Origin of the sequence: Pseudokineococcus basanitobsidens (assembly GCF_037482545.1) — a bacterium.
GTDB lineage: Bacteria > Actinomycetota > Actinomycetes > Actinomycetales > Quadrisphaeraceae > Pseudokineococcus > Pseudokineococcus basanitobsidens.
The window spans coordinates 13,218-31,653 of sequence record NZ_JBBIAA010000028.1; the positions used below are offsets into that span (position 1 = coordinate 13,218).

At 76.4% G+C, this 18,436-nt stretch carries 15 protein-coding genes; 5 read left to right on the plus strand and 10 right to left on the minus strand.

The genetic code is table 11. The features are described from left to right. Window positions 1-50: 50 nt before the first annotated feature. From WDZ17_RS15185 to WDZ17_RS15195, 3 genes are read right to left on the minus strand one after another with little or no spacing between them, the layout of a single operon-like run. Entirely contained in the window at window positions 51-404 is a 354-nt protein-coding gene (locus tag WDZ17_RS15185; protein WP_339576022.1) for a hypothetical protein, read from the minus strand. Then, window positions 401-670: a helix-turn-helix domain-containing protein gene (locus tag WDZ17_RS15190; RefSeq protein WP_339576023.1), complete on the minus strand. Its 270-nt coding sequence runs from the start codon at window positions 668-670 to the stop codon at window positions 401-403. The genes WDZ17_RS15185 and WDZ17_RS15190 overlap by 4 nt, the downstream gene beginning before the upstream one ends. Beyond that, window positions 670-1,140 (minus strand): DUF2975 domain-containing protein, encoded by a 471-nt coding sequence (locus WDZ17_RS15195; protein WP_339576024.1) that lies wholly within the window; start codon window positions 1,138-1,140, stop codon window positions 670-672. Before WDZ17_RS15195 ends, WDZ17_RS15190 begins: the two co-directional genes overlap by 1 nt. A 439-nt stretch (window positions 1,141-1,579) precedes the next feature. Between WDZ17_RS15195 and WDZ17_RS15200 the strand changes: the two genes are divergently transcribed. Beyond that, a complete protein-coding gene (locus tag WDZ17_RS15200; protein WP_422632002.1) occupies window positions 1,580-3,274 on the plus strand; it encodes an alpha-amylase family glycosyl hydrolase in 1,695 nt (564 codons plus the stop codon). Window positions 3,275-3,286: 12 nt separating this feature from the next. Here WDZ17_RS15200 and WDZ17_RS15205 read toward each other — a convergent pair whose 3' ends face one another. Continuing rightward, entirely contained in the window at window positions 3,287-4,381 is a 1,095-nt protein-coding gene (locus WDZ17_RS15205) for a LacI family DNA-binding transcriptional regulator (RefSeq protein WP_339576026.1), read from the minus strand. 86 nt (window positions 4,382-4,467) lie between these two features. Between WDZ17_RS15205 and WDZ17_RS15210 the strand changes: the two genes are divergently transcribed. The 3 genes from WDZ17_RS15210 to WDZ17_RS15220 are packed head-to-tail and all read left to right on the plus strand — an operon-like array spanning window position 4,468 to window position 9,350. Then, window positions 4,468-5,901: a dihydrolipoyl dehydrogenase family protein gene (locus tag WDZ17_RS15210; RefSeq protein ID WP_339576027.1), complete on the plus strand. Its 1,434-nt coding sequence runs from the start codon at window positions 4,468-4,470 to the stop codon at window positions 5,899-5,901. A gap of 46 nt (window positions 5,902-5,947) precedes the next feature. Beyond that, window positions 5,948-7,960, plus strand: a complete 2,013-nt coding sequence (locus WDZ17_RS15215) for a sensor domain-containing diguanylate cyclase (protein ID WP_339576028.1) — start codon at window positions 5,948-5,950, stop codon at window positions 7,958-7,960. A 31-nt stretch (window positions 7,961-7,991) separates the two neighbouring features. Continuing rightward, on the plus strand, window positions 7,992-9,350 hold the full coding sequence (locus WDZ17_RS15220) for an alpha-amylase family glycosyl hydrolase (protein WP_339576029.1): 1,359 nt from the start codon (window positions 7,992-7,994) through the stop codon (window positions 9,348-9,350). 30 nt (window positions 9,351-9,380) lie between these two features. On the opposite strand, the gene WDZ17_RS15225 is transcribed toward WDZ17_RS15220, so the two are convergent. Beyond that, window positions 9,381-9,668 (minus strand): Dabb family protein, encoded by a 288-nt coding sequence (locus WDZ17_RS15225; protein ID WP_339576030.1) that lies wholly within the window; start codon window positions 9,666-9,668, stop codon window positions 9,381-9,383. Between the two features lie 221 nt (window positions 9,669-9,889). Between WDZ17_RS15225 and WDZ17_RS15230 the strand changes: the two genes are divergently transcribed. Continuing rightward, a complete protein-coding gene (locus tag WDZ17_RS15230; RefSeq protein WP_339576031.1) occupies window positions 9,890-12,787 on the plus strand; it encodes a GH92 family glycosyl hydrolase in 2,898 nt (965 codons plus the stop codon). Window positions 12,788-13,334: 547 nt separating this feature from the next. Here the strand turns inward: WDZ17_RS15230 and WDZ17_RS15235 are convergent. The 5 genes from WDZ17_RS15235 to WDZ17_RS15255 all read right to left on the minus strand — a co-directional run. Then, window positions 13,335-13,844 carry a nucleoside deaminase gene (locus WDZ17_RS15235; RefSeq protein ID WP_339576032.1) on the minus strand — a complete coding sequence of 170 codons (510 nt, stop codon included), beginning with the start codon at window positions 13,842-13,844 and terminating at the stop codon, window positions 13,335-13,337. Between the two features lie 157 nt (window positions 13,845-14,001). Then, window positions 14,002-15,018 (minus strand): carbohydrate ABC transporter permease, encoded by a 1,017-nt coding sequence (locus WDZ17_RS15240; protein ID WP_339576033.1) that lies wholly within the window; start codon window positions 15,016-15,018, stop codon window positions 14,002-14,004. Then, complete coding sequence (locus WDZ17_RS15245; RefSeq protein WP_339576034.1) at window positions 15,015-16,010, minus strand: carbohydrate ABC transporter permease; 996 nt, start codon at window positions 16,008-16,010, stop codon at window positions 15,015-15,017. The genes WDZ17_RS15240 and WDZ17_RS15245 overlap by 4 nt, the downstream gene beginning before the upstream one ends. Continuing rightward, window positions 15,997-17,346 carry a type 2 periplasmic-binding domain-containing protein gene (locus tag WDZ17_RS15250; RefSeq protein ID WP_339576035.1) on the minus strand — a complete coding sequence of 450 codons (1,350 nt, stop codon included), beginning with the start codon at window positions 17,344-17,346 and terminating at the stop codon, window positions 15,997-15,999. Before WDZ17_RS15250 ends, WDZ17_RS15245 begins: the two co-directional genes overlap by 14 nt. A gap of 202 nt (window positions 17,347-17,548) precedes the next feature. Further along, window positions 17,549-18,436, minus strand: an 888-nt coding sequence (locus WDZ17_RS15255; protein WP_339576036.1) for an alpha/beta fold hydrolase, incomplete at its 5' end; no start/stop codon positions are given.

An 18,436-nucleotide genomic window follows, 5' to 3' on the forward strand; every position in this document is an offset into this window, starting at 1 on the left:
CTCCCCGCTACGACGTCCAGGGATCGGTCCCCCGTCCTCGGGTCCCACGCTCACGAGCCCGCGGACGACGCGACGACGCTCACGGAGCCCTCCTCGACGAGCAGCTCCTGGCCCGGGCACAGCGGCGCGTCGACGACCGTCTCGGCGCCGCCGCTGCGGGTCACCACCAGGGGCGCGGGGAGGCAGTCGTGCGAGGTCCAGACCGTCCCGCCGTCGGGCGGGACGTCGTCGACGACGTCGTCCGCGCTGCGCACCGAGACGACCCCGCCCGTCTCGTCCGTGACGGCGACCGTGCCCGGGTGGGCGCACCCGGCGACGACACCGGTCGCGCCCGCGGCGACGAGCACCGCCGCCAGGCCCGCCCGTCGGGCGACGGATGTCGAGGCCGCTCGCCGGGCGCTCATCGCACGACCTCGCAGGCCCGCCCGCGGGCCGGCGCCTCCTCGGGAGGAGGGTCGGCGACGGGGTCGGGCTCCCACCGCAGCAGGTCACCGGGCTGGCAGTCCAGCGCCGCGCAGACCGCTTCAAGGGTGGTGAAGCGCACCGCGCGGGCGCGTCCGTTCTTGAGCACCGAGAGGTTGTTGACGGTGATGCCGGTGCGCTCGGCCAGCTCGCACAGGCGCATCTTGCGGCGGGCCAGCATGACGTCGAGGTCGACCACGACCGCCATCAGACGACCTCGGCGAGCTCGGCGCGCGCAGCGGTGGCCTGACGCAGGAGCGCCCGCATCACGACCATGAGCAGGGCCACCCCCGCCCCCACGAGCGCGACCACCGACGCGCTCCACACGGCCGGGCTGCCCACCGTCACCAAGACGAGGACGCCCGTGCCGAGCACCAGGAGGCTCGCGGCGGTGGCGGCCCCGATGAAGACGTCCACGTACCGGTAGGCGGCTTCGTCGAAGATCCGCTCCTGGCCGACCAGCCCGAGCAGCGCCATCACGCAGACGAGGGCCACCTGCACGCACACCAGGGTGGTGACGGCCAGGACCAGCAGGGGCGTCCCCAGGAAGGCCGCCTCCGGGTACTGCCGCGCCAGGTCCGCGGCGACGGACGGCAGCACGAGGGCCTCGACGACGAGCACGAGCAGGAGCGCCAGGGCGAGGACCCCCTGCAGCACCACGCCGGCAGGACGAGACATGCGACCACCCACCTCTGCACCCGAGCCGACCGACGATCGGCTACGTAACACCGATAGTCGATGTATTCGGCCGGCACGTCAACCCTGTCGACGGATCAGCCGTCGGCCACCACGAGCCCCCCGACCGCGCCCACGCCCCGGGGGCGAGGAGAGGACCGGAGCTCCCGGTCCCGACCGCCGAGCACGGCCGGACGACGTCCCGCGCTCGACGTGCCCGGGCCCGGCACCCGGTCGGGGGGCACAGCGAACCCGTGCGCTCGTCACCGGACCGTGCGGACACCGAGCCGGGCATCGCGGACGTCGTCGTCACGAGTGCCGTGGGCCACGACCGAGCCGGGGGACGACCAACCTGTGCGGCTGGGCGAGCATGGCCGGCGTGAGCACGGACCGCGCCCCCCGCCCCTCCCCCACCCCCGAGCCCCGCCCCGACGACGCCCTCGTGGCCGCGGTCGACCAGCTCGAGGCCGGCGGGCGGCCCGACCCCGACCGGGAGTGGTGGCGGACGGCGGTCGTCTACCAGGTCGTCCTGCGCGCCTTCGCCGACGGCGACGGCGACGGCCTGGGCGACGTCGCCGGGCTGCGTTCCCGGCTGCCGTACCTGGCCGACCTCGGGGTCGACGCCGTGTGGGTCAACCCCTGGTACGCCTCGCCGATGGTCGACGCCGGCTACGACGTCACCGACTACCGGGCGCTCGACCCCCGGTACGGGACCCTCGAGGACGCCGAGGCGCTGGTCCGCGAGGCGCACGCCCTCGGGATGCGCGTGCTGCTCGACGTCGTGCCGAACCACACGAGCGACCAGCACGCGTGGTTCCGCGCGGCGCTGGCCGGCGACGAGGCCGCGCGGGCGCGGTACCTCTTCCGCCCCGGCCGGGGCGAGCGCGGCGAGGAGCCGCCGAACGACTGGGAGAGCTGCTTCCGCGGCCCGGCGTGGACGCGCACCACCGGCTCCGACGGCGAGCCCGGCGACTGGTACCTGCACATGTTCGCGCCCGAGCAGCCCGACCTCGACTGGTCGAACCGCGAGGTGCACGACGAGATGCTCGACGTCCTGCGGTTCTGGTTCGACCGCGGCGTCGACGGCTTCCGGGTCGACGTCGCCCACGGCCTCGTCAAGGCGCCGGGGCTCCCCGACGCCGAGGGGAAGGACCGGCGCACGCAGGAGCACCCGGGCTGGGACCAGGACGGCGTGCACGAGGTCTACCGGGAGTGGCGGGCGCTCGCCGACGCCTACGACCCGCCGCGCGTCTTCGTCGCCGAGGCGTGGGCCGCCCGCCGGGCCGAGCGGCTGCCGCTGTACCTGCGCCCGGACGAGCTGCACACCGCCTTCGAGTTCGAGCCGCTGCACGTGGCCTGGCGGGCCCGGCCGTGGCGCGACGTCGTGGACCGTTCCCTCGCGCTGGCCGAGGTCTCCGGCGCCCCGTGCGCGTGGGTGCTCACCAACCACGACGTCGTGCGGCAGGCGACGCGGTACGCCCGGAGCCAGTGGGCGGAGAAGGGGACCAACGAGACCGAGCGGGCGCGCTGGCCCACCGAGGAGCCCGACCTGGCGCTCGGGCTGCGCCGCGCCCGCGCCGCCGCCGTCCTCGTCGCCGCGCTGCCCGGCGTCCTGTACCTGTACCTGGGCGAGGAGCTCGGCCTGCACGAGGTCGAGGACATCCCGGCGGACCGGCGGACCGACCCGATCTTCGTCCGCAGCGGCGGCACCGACCCCGGGCGCGACGGCAGCCGCGTGCCGCTGCCGTGGTCGGGGGACGTGCCGCCGTTCGGCTTCTCGCCGGACCGGCGCCCCGACGGCAGCCCCCCGGCCGAGCCGTACCTGCCCCAGCCCGCCCGCTGGGCGGCGCTGACGGCGCAGGCGCAGGACGGCGACCCGTCGTCCACGCTCAGCCTCTACCGGCGGCTCCTCGCCCTGCGCCGCGAGCACCTCGTGCCGGCGGGCGGCCTCCGGTGGCTCGACGCGCCCGACGACGTCCTCGCGCTCGCCCGCGAGGGCTCGCCCGTGCAGTGCTGGGTGAACCTGGGCGCCGACCCCGTGGCGCTGCCGGCGGGCGGGCGGGTGCTCGTCGCGTCCGCGCCCGTCGTGGACGGGTCGCTGCCGGGCGACGCCGGCGCCTGGGTGCTCGCGGGCTGAGCGCCGCCGCCGTCAGCGCACCGGCGGGCAGGTGCTCTCGCGGACGACGAGGGTCGTCGCGAGCTGCAGGTGACGGGTGCCGGCGCCGACGGCCGGCTCGCCGTCCCCGGCCTCCAGGGCGAGCCGGACGGCCGTCGCCGCCATGTCCGCCAGCGGCTGGCGGACCGTCGTCAGCGGCGGCGAGAGGTACTGGCACAGCGCCAGGTCGTCGAAGCCGACGACCGAGAGGTCCCGCGGCACGGCCAGCCCCCGCGCCCGGGCCTCGGCGTAGACCCCGCTCGCCTGCAGGTCCGAGCCGGCGAAGACGGCCGTCGGCGGGTCGTCGAGGTCGAGCAGCTCGGCCGCGCACCGCCGTCCCGCGGCGGGCAGGAAGTCGCCCCACCGCACGAGCGCCTCGTCGACGGCGACGCCGGCCCGCCCCAGCGCGGCCCGGTACCCGTCGACGCGCTCCTGGCTGCACGCGAGCGCGGGGTCACCGCTGACGACGGCGACGCGGCGGTGCCCGAGCCCGAGGAGGTGCTCGGTGGCGGCGAGGCCGCCGCTCCAGTTCGTCGCGCCCACGGTCGGCAGGTGCGGGTCGCGGTTGCCGACGGGGTCCAGCAGGACGAGCGGCACGCCGAGGCGGCGCAGCTCCTGGGCGGTCGGCGCGTCCGGGCCCGAGATGACGAGGACGACGCCGGCCGACCGGCGCCCGCGCAGCCGCTCCAGCCACCGTCCGCCGTCGGCGCGACGCCCGTGCGACGCCGTGACGACCAGCCCCGCCCCCGCGGCGGCCGCGGCCGCCTCGGCGCCGCCGACCACCTCGACGGCGTAGGAGGAGTCGAGGTCGGCGAGCACGAGCTCGACGAGGGGGCTCGTCTCCGGCCGCGCCGCGGCGGGCTCGCCGCGGCGCACGTACCCGGCGGCGTCGAGGGCGGCGAGGACCCGGGCGCGGGTCTGCTCGGCCACGTCACCGCGCTCGTTGAGGACCTTGGAGACCGTCGGGGTCGACACCCCGACGGCGCGCGCGACGTCGGCGAGGGTGGCGCGCGGGCGAGCGGGGGGCACGCCGTCGGCGGCCGACCGGGCGCGCGCGACGGCGGCCGGAGCGTCCTGCCCGATCACCATGGCCGCACCGTAGTCGAAACCTTTCGTCGCGTCGGGCGACGACCGCCCGGCGGGCGCCGCCTCCCGACCGCCACGACGATGGCGCCATGGACGACGACAGCGCCGAGCTCGACGTCCTCGTGGTCGGCGGGGGTCCCGCCGGCACGGCCGCCGCCCTGCGCGCGGCCGGCCTCGGCGCCCGCGTGGCGCTGGTCGAGGCCCGGCGCACCGGTGGCACGTGCGTCAACACCGGGTGCGTGCCGACGCGGGTGCTGGCGAGGACGGCGCGGCTCGTCCGCGAGGTCCGGCAGGCCGGCGACTACGGGATCGCCGTCACCGAGCAGCCCGTCGACTGGGCGCGCACGGTCGCGCGGGTCCGGGAGACCGTCGAGCGGGTGCAGGCCGCGAAGGCGGAGCAGGAGGCTCTCGCCGCCGCGGGCGTCGACCTCGTGCTCGAGGGCCGGGCGCGCTTCACCGGTCCGCACGAGGTCGAGCTCGAGGCCACCGGACGGCGCCTGCGGGCGCGGTCGGTCGTGCTCGCCGTCGGCGGGCACTCGCGCCGGCTCCCCGTGCCGGGCGCCGAGCTGGCCGTGCTCCCGGAGGAGGTCCTCGACCTCCCGGCGGTCCCGCGGCGCCTGGCCGTCGTCGGGGCGGGCAACACCGGGGCGCAGCTCGTCACCGTGTTCGACGCCCTGGGCAGCGAGGTCACGCTGCTGGAGGTGGCGCCGCGGATCCTCGCCCAGACCGACGCCGACGTCTCCGCCGCCGTCCAGCAGGCGTTCGTCGAGCAGGGCGTGCGGGTGCGGACGGGCGTCTCCGGCATCACCTCCCTCGAGCGCGACGGCGAGGGCGTGCGGCTGACGTGGACCGAGGGCGCGCACGACGGAGGGGGCGAGCGCTCGGAGGTCTTCGACGTCGTCATCACGAGCACCGGCTGGCCGGCGTCCCTGGAGGGGCTCGGCCTGGAGGCGGCCGGCGTCGAGCACACGGCGCGCGGCGTCCCGGTGGACGAGCACCTGCGGACGAACGTCCAGCACGTCTACGCCGTCGGCGACGTCAACCAGGAGTCGATGCTCGTGCAGGCCGCGCACCGGGAGGCCGAGGACGCCGCCGTCAACGCGGTGCTCGGACCGCGCCGCAGCCGCCGGCACGAGCTGCTGCCCGCGGGCGGGTTCACCGACCCCGACTACGCCGACGTGGGGCTCACGGAGGCGCAGGCACGCGAGCGCGACCCCGGCTGCGTCGTCGCGCTGGTCCCCTTCGCGGCGATGGAGCGGCCGGTCATCGACGACCGCACCCGCGGCTTCCTCAAGCTCGTCGCGGACTCGCGCCGCGAGCAGCTGCTCGGCGCGCACGCCGTCGGCGAGAGCGCCGTCGAGGTGGTGCAGGCCGTGACGACGGCGATGGCCGCGGGCGTCGACGTCGCCACCCTCGCCCGGGTCGAGTACGCCTACCCGACGTACACCGCCGTCGTCGGCGCGGCGGCACGGCAGCTGCTGGCCTCCGCGCCGACCGGGTACGAGCACGTGACGCAGGGCTGAGGCGGCCCCGCTCAAGTCCCGGCGCCGCGCTGCCGACACCACGGGGATGGAGACGGTCCCCCCTCGCGCGCACCGTCCGGCGAGCAGCGCCCTCGCCCGCAGCGCGGCGTTCGCGGGGCTCTTCGCGCTGGCCGTGCTGCTCGGCCGTCTCACGGTCATGGACGGCACGAGCCTGTCCCTGGTGTGGCCCGCCGCCGGCGTGGCGGCGACGTGGTTCGCCGTCCAGCGCGGGGCCCGGACCCTCCCGGTGGACGTGGCCGCGCTGGTCGCGGTGACCGTCGTGCTCAACACCGCCACGGGGGCGACGCCCGCGCTCGCCGTCGGCTTCGCCGTCGCCAACCTCGTGCAGGTCGCCGTCGTCCACGTCCTCCTCGCCCGGTGGGCACCGCAGCTGTGGGGCGCCGGCGGGCGCGAGCCGCTCACCGGCACGCAGCAGCTGGGCGCCCTGCTCGGCGCGTCGCTGCTCGGCAGCGCCGCGGGCGCCGCGCTGGGCGTCACCGCCATCGGCCTCACGGGCGGCGGGTGGTCGCCCCTCGCCGCCGCCGTCTACCTCATCCGCAACACCGTCAGCGTGCTGCTCCTGCTCGGCGCCGGCCTCCGGGTCGGCTACCTCGTCGCCGCCCGCCGGCGGGCGGCCGCCGGCGAGCGCTCCGGGCGCCCCCAGCCGGTCGCCCTCCCGCTGCGGCCCCTCGGGCGCACCGGCGCGGGCGAGCTCGTGCTGCTCCTGCTGGTCTCGGGCGTCGCGTACGTCCTCATCTTCGACGTCCTCCAGACGCTGCCCATCGCCTTCCCGCTCCTCGTGCTCACCGTGTGGGCGGCGCTGCGCTTCGACACGACCGTCGTCGCCCTGCACGGCCTCGCGGTCGGCGTGGTCGCCGTCGCCTTCACCCTGGCCGGCGACGGCCCCTTCGCCTTCGTGGCGAGCGACGCCGTCCGCGCCCTGATCGTGCAGGCCTTCGTCGGCGTCGTCGCCGTCCTCGGGATGGTCCTGGCGCTCGGCCGCGACGAGCGCCAGGTCCTGATGCACCAGGTCTGCCGTCAGGCCGAGGACGCGCAGGAGCGCGCCGAGCACGTGCAGGTCCTCGCCCGCGCCGCCCGGCTGCTGCACACCACGGAGGACGTCCGCGGCGCCGTGTGCCGTGCCGCCCGCGAGATCACGGGAGCGGACCTCGTCCACCTCCTCGAGCCCGACGGCGTGGGCAACCTCGCGACGACGGCGACGGCCGACGACGTCCCCTCGGCCGCCGTGTTCCCCCTGGACGGCGAGGAGTCGCTCACCGTCCGGGCCTTCCGCAGCGGACGGCCCGCCTTCGTCGCCGACGTCCGCGGCAGCGCGCAGATGTCCTCGCGCGCGCGCTCGCTCGCCGGTGTCGCCTCCGGCGCGTGGCAGCCCGTGCTCGCGCGCGGGGAGGAGCCGGTCGGCGTGCTCGCGCTCGTGTGGCACGAGCACCGCGACGCGCTGCCGGCGCACGTGCCGCCGATGCTCGAGACGCTCGCCAGCGAGGCGGCCGCCGCCGTCGAGCGCGAGGACCTGCTGCGGCGCCTCGCCGCCGCGGCCGACCGCGACCCCCTCACCGGGCTCGCCAACCGGCGCCGCTGGGACGAGAGGACCGCCGCCGAGGTGGCCCGGGCCACCCGGTCCGGCGAGCCGCTCGCGCTCGCCATCGTCGACCTCGACCACTTCAAGCGGTACAACGACTCGCACGGCCACCTGGCCGGCGACGAGCTGCTGCGCGTCTTCGCCTGCGCGGCGCAGACCCACCTGCGCGACGGTGACGTCCTCGCCCGCTGGGGCGGCGAGGAGTTCGCCCTGGCGCTGCCCGGGTGCACCGTCGACGAGGCCGCCGCCGTCGCACGGCGGGTGCACGCCAGCGTGCCCTCGGGGCAGACGTGCACCGTCGGGGTCGCCGCCTGGCAGCCGGGCGACACCGTCGAGGCGGTCATGCGCCGCGCCGACCGCGCGCTCTACGAGGGCAAGGCGCAGGGACGCGACCGCACCGTCGTCGCCCCGTCCCCCGAGCGGCTCGACGCGGCGCCCCGGCTGCTCCAGCGGTCCTGAGCAGCCCGTCCCGTGCGGGAGGCTGGTCCTCGTGAGCAGCGCGCGCGTCGACGGTCCCGCCTGGGTGCAGGACGCCGTCCTGTGGCACGTCTACCCGTTGGGCGCCGTGGGCGCCGAGCAGACCGGCGACCCGGGAGCGGCGGCCGTGCACCGGCTCCCGCAGATCACCGCCTGGCTGGACCACGTCCTCGCCCTCGGGGCCAACGGGCTGCTGCTGGGCCCGGTGTTCGCCTCGCAGACCCACGGCTACGACACCGTCGACCACCTGCGGGTCGACCCGCGCCTCGGTGACGACGGCGACCTCGACGCGCTCTTCGCGGCGGCGTCGGCGACGGGCGTGCGCGTCCTGCTCGACGGCGTCTTCAACCACGTCGGGCGCGAGCACCCGGCGTTCCGGGCCGTCCTCGAGCAGGGACCGTCGGCGCCCACGGCGTCGTGGTTCCGGCTGCGCTGGCCCGACGACGTCGCGGCCGACCCGTCGGTGTGGACGCCCGGCGTCGAGCCCGACTACGACGACTTCGAGGGCCACCGCCACCTCGTCGCGCTGGACCACACCAGCCCCGACGTCGTCGACCACGTCGCGCACGTCATGACGCACTGGCTCGACCGGGGCGCGGCGGGATGGCGCCTGGACGCCGCCTACGCCGTGCCGTCGTCCTTCTGGGCGCAGGTGTCCGACCGGGTCCGCGAGCGCCACCCGGACGCCTACCTGCTCGGCGAGGTCATCCACGGCGACTACGCCGGCGCCGTCCGCGAGGGGCACCTCGACGCCGTGACCCAGTACGAGCTCTGGAAGGCGGTGTGGTCCGGGCTGAACGAGGGCAACCTGTGGGAGCTCTCCCACGCGCTGGGCCGGCACGCCGGCTTCCTCGAGGACTTCACGCCGCAGACCTTCGTCGGCAACCACGACGTGACGCGCATCGCGAGCCGGCTCGAGGACGAGCGGCACCTCGCGCACGCGCTCGTGGTCCTGCTCACGACGGGTGGCACGCCGTCGGTCTACTACGGCGACGAGCACGGCTTCCGCGGCGTCAAGGAGGACCGCGAGGGCGGCGACGACGCCGTCCGCCCCGCGCTGCCCGCCTCCCCCGACGACCTGTCCCCCGTCGGGCTGCCCGTCATGGCGCTGCACCAGGAGCTCGTCGGGCTGCGCCGGCGCCACCGGTGGCTGCACACGGCGCGCCCGTCGGTGCTGCAGGTGGAGAACCGCCGCCTCGTCGTCGCCTCCGAGGGCGGGCCCGGCGAGCGCCTGCTGCTGGCGCTCTCGCTCGAGGACGGGCCCGTGACGCTCGAGGTCCCCGGCGCCACCGAGGTGCTCGCCGGCGAGGCGCACCTGGACGGCGGCTCCGTGCGCCTCGGCCCGCACGGGTGGGCGGTGCTCGCGGGCTGAGCCCCCCTTCCCCGTGCTCCGGGTGCGCCGTCACAGGACCAGCTGCACCCGCGCGATCTGCTCGCAGAAGGGCGCGAAGAGCTCCCGGCGCACCCTGCCGTGCTCGGGGTCGGCGTCGTAGGCGCGGTAGGCGTCCTCGTCGGCGAAGTCGCTCGTGATCGCGAAGTCCCACAACTCCTCGCGCAGCCGCGCGTCCACCCCGAGGGCGAGCGAGACCAGGCCCGGCGGGTCCAGCGCCGCGATCGCCGTCAGCCCCGGCTCGAGCGCCGAGAGCTCCACGCCGGCCCGCAGCCGGCCCACCACCACGTTGCGCACCATGCGCGCATCCTGACCCGGCGGGACCCGCGCCCGCCCGCCCGGGGCCCGGCCCCACCCGGACGTCCCGCCCCCGTGGTGCCGCCCACGCGGGCACGTCGTCCGCCCGTCGCTCTTGACAACGATGTCACGCAGCGGTCCCCTGGCGGGCGTCAGATGTCCGGGTCGGGCCCTTCGCCCGTGACGCCCCGGGCTCGCTGCCTCGACGAGGAGGACGGACCGCCATGAGCAGGACCCCGCAGGAGGCGCGCCGTCGCGCGCCACGACCCCCGGGACGCCGGGGCCGCGCCGCCCTGGCGAGCGCCCTCGCGCTGGCGCTCGTCCCCGTCGGCTCCGCGGCGGCCTCGGCCGCGACGGGGCCGGCGCTGGTCGACGACCCGACGTCCTTCGTCGACCCGCTGGTCGGGACGACGAACGCCGGCAACACCTTCCCGGGCGCCGTCCGGCCGTTCGGGATGGCGGCGTGGAGCCCCGAGCTGTTCCGCGGCACCTCGCCGCAGCGCACCGCCGCGCCGGGCGGCTACGCCTACGACGCCGACCAGGTCCGCGGCTTCAGCCTCACGCACCTGTCGGCGACGGGCTGCGCCGGGGCCTCGGGCGACGTCCCGTTCTTCCCCTACCCCGGCGAGGTCGACTCGTCGCCGTCGGCCGACGGGACGGGCGAGGTCTACTCGACGACGTTCTCGCACGAGCACGAGACCGCGGAGGCCGGGCGGTACGCCGTCGACCTGGACTCGGGCGTCGGCGTGGACCTGACGACGACCGAGCGCACCGGCTCGGGGCGCTTCACCTACCCCGCCGGGTCGCCCGCGACGATGCTGCTGCGCACGTCCGACAGCGAGCTCGGCTCGACCGACGCGACCGTGGACATCGACGCGGCGACGCGCACGGTGTCCGGCTCGGTGACGAGCGGGAACTTCTGCGGCTACATCGGCGGGGACTCCGGGACGAACGCCGGCGCCGTCGACCGGCGCCCGTACTACACGCTGTACTTCACGGTGCAGTTCGACACCGACTTCGCCTCCGAGGGCACCTGGGTCGACGACGCGCTGAGCCCGGGCAGCACGGCGGCGAGCGGCGGCACGACCTTCGGCGAGGACGGCTTCCCGCCGGCCGGTCGCGGCTCCGGCGGCTACGTGACCTTCGAGGCCGACGACGACGGGCCCACCGAGGTCGGCGCCCGCGTCGGCATCTCCTACGTGAGCCTCGAGGGGGCGCAGGCCAACCTCCGGGCGGAGAACCCGCCGGGGACGACGTTCGACGAGGTCCGCGAGGGCGCCCGCGACGCGTGGGACGAGCAGCTCTCGCGCGTCCGCGTCGGCGGCGGCACGCAGGACCGCACCACGACCTTCTACACGGCGCTGTACCACGCGCTCATCCACCCGAGCCTCGCGAGCGACGTCGACGGTCGCTACCGCGGGTTCGGCGACACGGTGGCCGACCAGGAGGTGCAGCACGTGCGCGAGGGCCAGGGGGCCCAGTACGCCAACTTCTCCGGGTGGGACGTCTACCGCGGCCAGGTGCAGCTGCTGTCGTGGCTTCAGCCGCAGGTCGGGAGCGACCTCGCGACGTCGCTGCTGAACCAGGCCGAGCAGAACGACGGCGTCTGGGACCGCTGGACGCACCAGTCCGGGGCCACGCACGTCATGGCGGGCGACCCGTCGCCGACCGCGCTGGCCGGCATCCACGCCTTCGGCGGGACGGGGTTCCCGCTCGAGGAGTCCCTCGACTCGCTCGTGCGGGCGGCCACGGTGCCCACCGCGCTGGACGGCACGGACCTCGGCGGCAACGTCGCGCCGATCGGCCAGCGCCCCTCGCTGGCGGACTACCTCGAGCACGGCTACTACCCGGCGGGCTGCTTCGCCTGGGGCTGCGCGGACGAGACGCTGGAGAACTCCGTCGCCGACGACGCGATCGCCGAGCTGGCGCGCGACGCCGGGCGTGACGACGTCGTCGCGCAGTTCGCCCCCCGGGCGCAGGCCTGGCAGCGCCAGTTCCACCACGGGGCGACGCCCGGGGGCGGCTACTTCCAGGACCGCCGCGCCGACGGCACCTGGGTGCCCAACGCCCGGCGCGAGGGCGAGGACGGGCAGACCGAGGAGTACTTCGACCCGGCGTCGTCGGCCGGCTTCGTCGAGGGCACCGCCGCGGTCTACGTGTGGCACGTGCAGCACGACCCGGCCGGCCTCATCGCGACGATGGGCGGCGACGACGCGGCGGTCTCCCGTCTGGACGGGCACTTCCGCGGCCCGGACGGCAGCTGGCGGCTCGTCGGCAGCTGGGACGACAACACCTACGTGAACATGGACAACGAGCCGTCGATCCACGTCCCGTACCTCTACAGCTACGCGGGGGCGCCGTGGAAGGCGGCCGAGACGGTGCGGGCCACCATGGACCAGATCTGGTCGCCCGAGCCCGGCGGCATCCCCGGCAACGACGACCTCGGCACGATGTCCAGCTGGTACGTGTTCTCGGCGATGGGCGCCTACCCCGTCGACCCGAGCCGCAACGAGCTGGTCCTCGGCTCCCCGCTGTTCCCGCGGGTCGAGGTGCGGCCCGAGGGCGGTGCGCCGGTGACGATCACCGCCGACGGCGCCGGCACGGACGCGCAGTACGTGACCGGCGTGCGCGTCGACGGCGAGCGGTGGACGCGCTCGTCGCTCCCGACGTCCCTCGTCGCCGACGGCGGCGACGTCGAGCTGGAGCTGTCCGCGACCCCCGACCCCGCCTTCGGTGCCGACCGCGCCGACCGGCCGACGTCGATGCGCGAGGGCGAGGTCAGCTACACGGCGCAGGCCCCGGCCGAGCCGGTGCAGGTGCGCCAGGGCGGCTCGGCCACGGCGCAGGTCGTGGTGCGCCGGTACTCCGGCCTGGGCGAGGTGCACCTGCGGGCGGACGCCCCGACCGGGCTGCGGGTGCGGCCCGTCCCCCGCGCCGCCGACGTCCCCCGCAGGCAGGAGAGCACGACGGTCGACCTGGAGGTCTCCGCGGTCGGCACCGGCCGGCTGCGGCCGGGCACGTACGACGTCCCCGTCACGCTCGACCTGCGGGCCGAGCCGGGTGACGTCGACACCGACCCGGAGCCCGTGGTGCTCACCGTGGAGGTGCTGCCGGCGCACTGACCGGCCCACGGGTGCGACGGCGGGGGGGGAAGNGCTCGACCTGCGGGCCGAGCCGGGTGACGTCGACACCGACCCGGAGCCCGTGGTGCTCACCGTGGAGGTGCTGCCGGCGCACTGACCGGCCCACGGGTGCGACGGCGCCGGTACCGGGAGGTCCTCCCCGGTACCGGCGCCACGTGCGGGTAGGGCGGCGCCGGCGCGTCGGCGCGGGGGCCGCCGAGCCTGCCTCGCCCACCACGAGGTCCGCCCGGGCCGTCGACCGCCCGTGGCCCGCTCGTCGGGGCCGCAGCCACCACGGCCGCCGTCCGCGACGACACGCTCGATGTCGTCGCCGAGATGGAGGTGGTCGCCGAGAGGGAGGTGGTCGTCGAGATGGAGGTCGTCGTCGAGGAAGGCCCCGCCGGGTGACCGCAGGTTCCCTCTCGAGGGGACGTGAGTGAGCGACCTGACCGCCGCTGTCATCTCTGAGGACGACGACATGACCGACTGCCGACGGCGATCGCCACCGGACACGGCGACGGGTCGTGTCAGCGCACCTCGGGTGGCGTCAGCCGTCCGTGTGCCGCTCGCGGTAGCGGCGGAACGGCTGCTGGGGGTCCGACACCTCGCCCTGGGCCATCGGCAGCGCGCGGTCCGTCTCCGGCCTCGCGTACTCGTCGTAGAAGGTCGCGAGCTCGAAGTAGCGCCCGCCGTCCTCGTAGTGCTCGCCCTCCTGCGCGCGGGTGGCGGCGTAGACGACGCGCTCGGGGGCGGCGTAGTAGAGCGCGCCCAGGCACATCGGGCACGGCGAGGCGGTGACGAAGACGTCGCAGCCGGTGAGCTCCCCGCGCCCCGCGGCCGCGAGCTCGCGCAGGGCCGTGACCTCGGCGTGCGCCGTCACGTCGCCGGTCTGGGCCACGTGGTTGACGGCCTCCACGAGCACCTCCCCGGTGGCGGCGTCGACGACGACGCAGGCGAAGGGCTTGCCCCCGTCGTCCACGTTCGCCGACGCCAGCTCGAGGGTGCGCCGCAGGTGGTCGCGGTCGGTCGCCGACCCGTCGGAGGTGGTGGTGGTCATGCGCAGGCTCCCGTCCCGTGCGTCGCGGCACGCCCGGCGCGCGCCACCGGTCGCCGGGCCACGCTGCCGCGGGCGCAGCCGTCCTGCCACCCGGCGCCGGACGCCCTTCGCCCTCCAGCCCTCCGCCCTCCGTGGAGGACGCGTGCCCGGCGCGGGCTCAGCCCTTGGAGCCGGTCGTGGCGATGCCCTGGACGAAGTGCTTCTGGCCGAGGAAGAAGAGCACGACCATCGGCACGGTGGTGATGACGCTCGCGGTGATGACGACCTGCCACTGGAACTCGCCGCCCGCGCCGAAGGTGTCGACGAGCGTCTTGAGGCCGCGCGGCACGGTGAAGTTCTCCGCCGACCGCAGGTAGATGAGCGGGCGCATGAGGTCGGTCCACGCGGCCTGGAACTCAAAGAGCAGGGTGACGACGACGGCCGGCTTGGTCAGCGGCAGCGCGATGCGCCAGAAGAGCTGCCAGTTGTCCGCCCCGTCGATGGTCGCCGCCTCGAAGGTCTCCCGCGGCAGGCCGAGGAAGAACTGCCGGAGCAGGAAGACGTAGAAGGCGCTGCCGAAGAGGTTGCCGGCCCACAGCGGGACGAGGGTGTCGGTGAGGCCGACCGAGTTCCAGATGAGGAACGTCGGGATCATCGTCACGGCGCCGGGCAGCATCATGGTCGCGAGCACGAGGGCGAACAGCGGCCCCCGCAGCGGGAAGCGGAAGTACGCGAAGCCCCACGCGACGAGCGAGCTGGACACCGTCACCGCCACCGCGGCCAGCACGGTCACGAGCACCGTGTTGCCGAGCCACAGCAGCAGCGGCGCCTGCTGCCAGACCTCGACGTAGTTGGCCAGCGTCGGGTCCGCCGGGACGAGGCGGTTGTCGAAGACCTGCGCGCGCGGCTTGAAGGACGCCGACACGAGCCACACGAGCGGGTAGGTGAAGACGACCGTCGCCGCGACGAGCGCCGCCAGCACGGCGACCCGGCCGGGCGTCCACCGCCGGCGGCGGCGCCGGGCGGGCGGGGCCCCGGGCGACGGGGTCGCCGGCGGTCGGCCGGTCACGCCCGTCGCCCGGGCCGCGGCGACGGCCGACGGGTCCCCCTGCGCGGCGCCCACGGCACCCGTCCCGCTCGCGCCCCCCGCGACGCCGCCGCCCGGCGTGCCCCCCAGGCCGGCGCCGGCGCTCACCGCTGGTCCCCCTCGTAGTAGACGAAGCGCCTCGACAGCCGCAGCTGGACGAGGGTCACGAGCAGGATGACGACGAACAGCGCCCAGGCCATCGCGGAGGCGTAGCCCATCTGCAGGTACTCGAACGCCGTGCGGAACAGGTGGATCGAGTAGAAGAGCGCGGCGTCGTTGCTGTACGTGGAGTTCCCCGCGCCGAAGTAGGCGGTGTAGGCCTCGGTGAAGGCCTGCAGCGCGCTGATGGTGCCGATGACGGTGACGAAGAAGAGCGGCCCGCTGATCATGGGGACGGTGATCCGCAGCGTCCGGCGCCAGAAGCCGGCGCCGTCGACGAGCGCGGCGTCGTAGAGCTCGCGCGGGACGTCCCGCAGCGCCGCGAGCAGGATGATCACCGACGAGCCCGTCGTCAGCAGGCTGACGAGCACCAGGCCCGGCTTGACCCACGCCGGGTCCGTCGTCCACGCCGGCCCGTCGACCCCCACCCAGCCCAGCACCTCGTTGACGAGGCCGCTCTGGCCGTTGAACAGCAGCAGCAGGAGCACGCCGACGGCGACCGGCGGCGTCATGTTCGGCAGGTAGAACGCGGTGCGGAAGAACCCTGCGGTCCGCCCGCCGGCGCGCTCGAGCAGCAGCGCCAGGCCCAGCGAGGTCAGCACGTGCAGCGGCACCTGGACGACGGCGTACCAGAGCGTGTTGCCCACGGCCAGCACCACGTCGGGGTCGTCGGCGAGGCGGCGGTAGTTGTCCAGCCCGACGAAGGACGGGGCGTTGATGACGTCGTAGTCGGTGAGGGACAGGTAGGCGCTGTAGAGCATCGGCCACGCGGTGAAGACGGCGAACCCCACGACCCAGGGGCTGATGAACAGCAGCGCCGCCCGCGTGTCCCGGCGCCGGCGCGCCCGCGCCCCCCGGCTCAGGGGCGGGCGCGGGGACCGGCCGGCCCGGGTGGCCCCGGCCCCGGTGGCGGGCCCGGGACGGGCGTCAGCCGCGCTCATCCCACTCCGCCCACGCGGCGTCGAGGGCCGCCTGCGCCTCCTGCTGGGCCCGCTCGAGCGACTCCTGCGGCTCCATCTGGCCGTTGACGACACGGTTGGCCGCGTCCTGCCAGGCCTGGGTGAACTCGGCGTCGGCCGGGTTCGCCGCGAAGCTGAAGGACGCGTCCTCGGCGGCGTAGACCGCGTCGACGCCGCTCGCCCACGGCTCGGGCAGGTCCTGCGGCTCGACGAGCTCGGTGCGGATGCGCTCGTCGGCCTCGGTGTTGGCGGTGAGCAGCCCGGTGAAGCGCCGGCCGTCGGCCTCCACGGCGTCGACGCGGGCCTGCGCCGCGGCCATCCAGGTGTCGGTCGCCGTCATCGTCACCGCGAGCCGGCAGGCGGCCTGCGGGTTGCCGCTGCCCGCGGGGATCGCCCACGCCGAGCCGGCCGTGTAGGCGACCGGCTCGCCCTCCCGGGTCTTCACCGTGCCGAACACGACCGGGGCGTCCGGCGAGACCTCGTCGAGGACGTTGAGGTACCACTGCTCGAAGGGCATGGCCCCGAGGACGCCGGTGGCGAACTGGTTCTCCGCGCCGAAGAAGTCCTGCGCGTCCCGGTTCGCCTTGACGGCGCTGAAGCCGCCCTGCCGTGCGTAGACGTCGGCGGCGAAGGTCAGCGCCTCGACGACCGCCGGGTCGTCGAGGTGCGCCGTGCGGCCGTCGTCGGACAGCAGTCGCACGCCGTCGGCCTGCGCCCACAGCGGGAGGAACTCCGGGAGCTTGCTGTCGTAGCCGATGACCTGCAGGTCGCCGTCCTCGCGGACCGCCATCGCCTCGGCGGCCGCCCCCACGGCCTCCCAGCTCGAGCCGTCGACGTCGGCGAGCGTCAGCCCGGCCTCGTCCAGCAGCTGCTGGTTCGCCATGACGACCTGCACCTGGTTGAACTCCGGGACGCCGTAGAGGGCTCCGTCCAGCGTCAGCTGCCCGAGCGCCGAGTCGCGGTAGACCGACGTGTCGACCCCCTCGCCCTCCAGGCAGGCGTCGAGCGGGACGACGGCGCCGCGGGCGGCCAGCGTGCCGATCTGGTCGCGGTTGGCGCCGATGACGTCGGGCGGGTCGTCGGCCGCGACGGCGGACAGGAACTGCTGGACGTCCAGGTCCCCCTCGACGAGCTGCACGTCGACGTCGGGCATCGCCGCCTCGGCCGTCGCGAGCCGGACCGCGCCCACCTCGTCCCCCGTGCCGAAGCCCGCGACCACGAGCTCGCCGCCGACAGGGGCGTCGGCGTCGTAGTCCACCGCCTCGCCGCCGTCCCCGCCGGTGCCCGTGGCGCAGCCGGCCGCCAGGAGCGCGCCCACGGCCAGGGACGCCGCCAGCGCCCCGGGACCCCGGTGCCGACCGCCCCGTCGCGCGCCGCCGCGAGCTGCCGCCCCGCTCGACCTCGTCGTCGACCCCACCGCCGGCCTCCCCGCCCCGCCCCGACCCGCCGGGAGCCCGACGGCGCCCCGGGATGGTGGCACCCGGCGGGGCCGCGTGGGGTCGGCGGTCGCGGCCGGGGCGTCACCGTCCTGCGGCGGCGCGGACCTCCGCGAGGACGAGGCGGACGAGCGCGGGTGGCGCGTCGAAGGCGACGCCGTGCGCGTGGCCCGGCACGGCCTCGCACCGCCCCCGGTCGACGGCCCCCGCGAGCCGCTCGCACCACTCCTGGCGGACGACGGGGTCGAGCTCGCCACGGGTGACCAGCAGGGGGACGGGCAGGCGCTCGTCCAGCTCGGAGCGCGCGCGCCGCAGCGCCCGCCCCATGAGGACGAGCATCTGGCCCGGACCGGCGCGCAGGTAGTCGAGGGCCGCGACGCCGACGAGCGACGGCCGTTCGCGGAGCCCGTCGCGGGCGAGGCGGGCCGCGAGACCGAGCACGCCGGGGCTCTCCGGGTCGCCCGTCGGCGCGACGACGACGAGCCGGAGCACGAGGTCGGGCGCCCGCAGCGCGACCTCGCCCGCCACCTGCGCCCCCAGGGAGTGACCGACGAGCACGGCGGGGCCGACGCCGCGGACGCGCATCCACGCCACGACGGCGTCGGCGAGCTCTCCGACGCCGAGCGCCCCCCGCCGGGGGCGCGGGCTGCGCCCGTACCCGGGCAGGTCGGGAGCCAGCGCCCACGTCGTGGCCCCGACCCGTCGGACGAGGGCCTGCAGGGAGCGGCCCGACATCCCGAGCCCGTGCACGAGGACGACGGGCGGCAGGGCGTCGCCGCCCGGGCCGGGGGTGCCGGCGTCCGTGCGGCCGACGACGTGCACCCGGTCGGAGCCGGGCCGGGCCTCCCGGTGGCTCATCGCGCCCACGACCCCGGCGCCGCGGGGCCGGTGCACCGCGACGACGTAGGCCGCCCCCGCGACCAGCGCCGGGGCGGCGACCGCGGCGGCGCGGCGCACGAGGCCGCGCCGGCG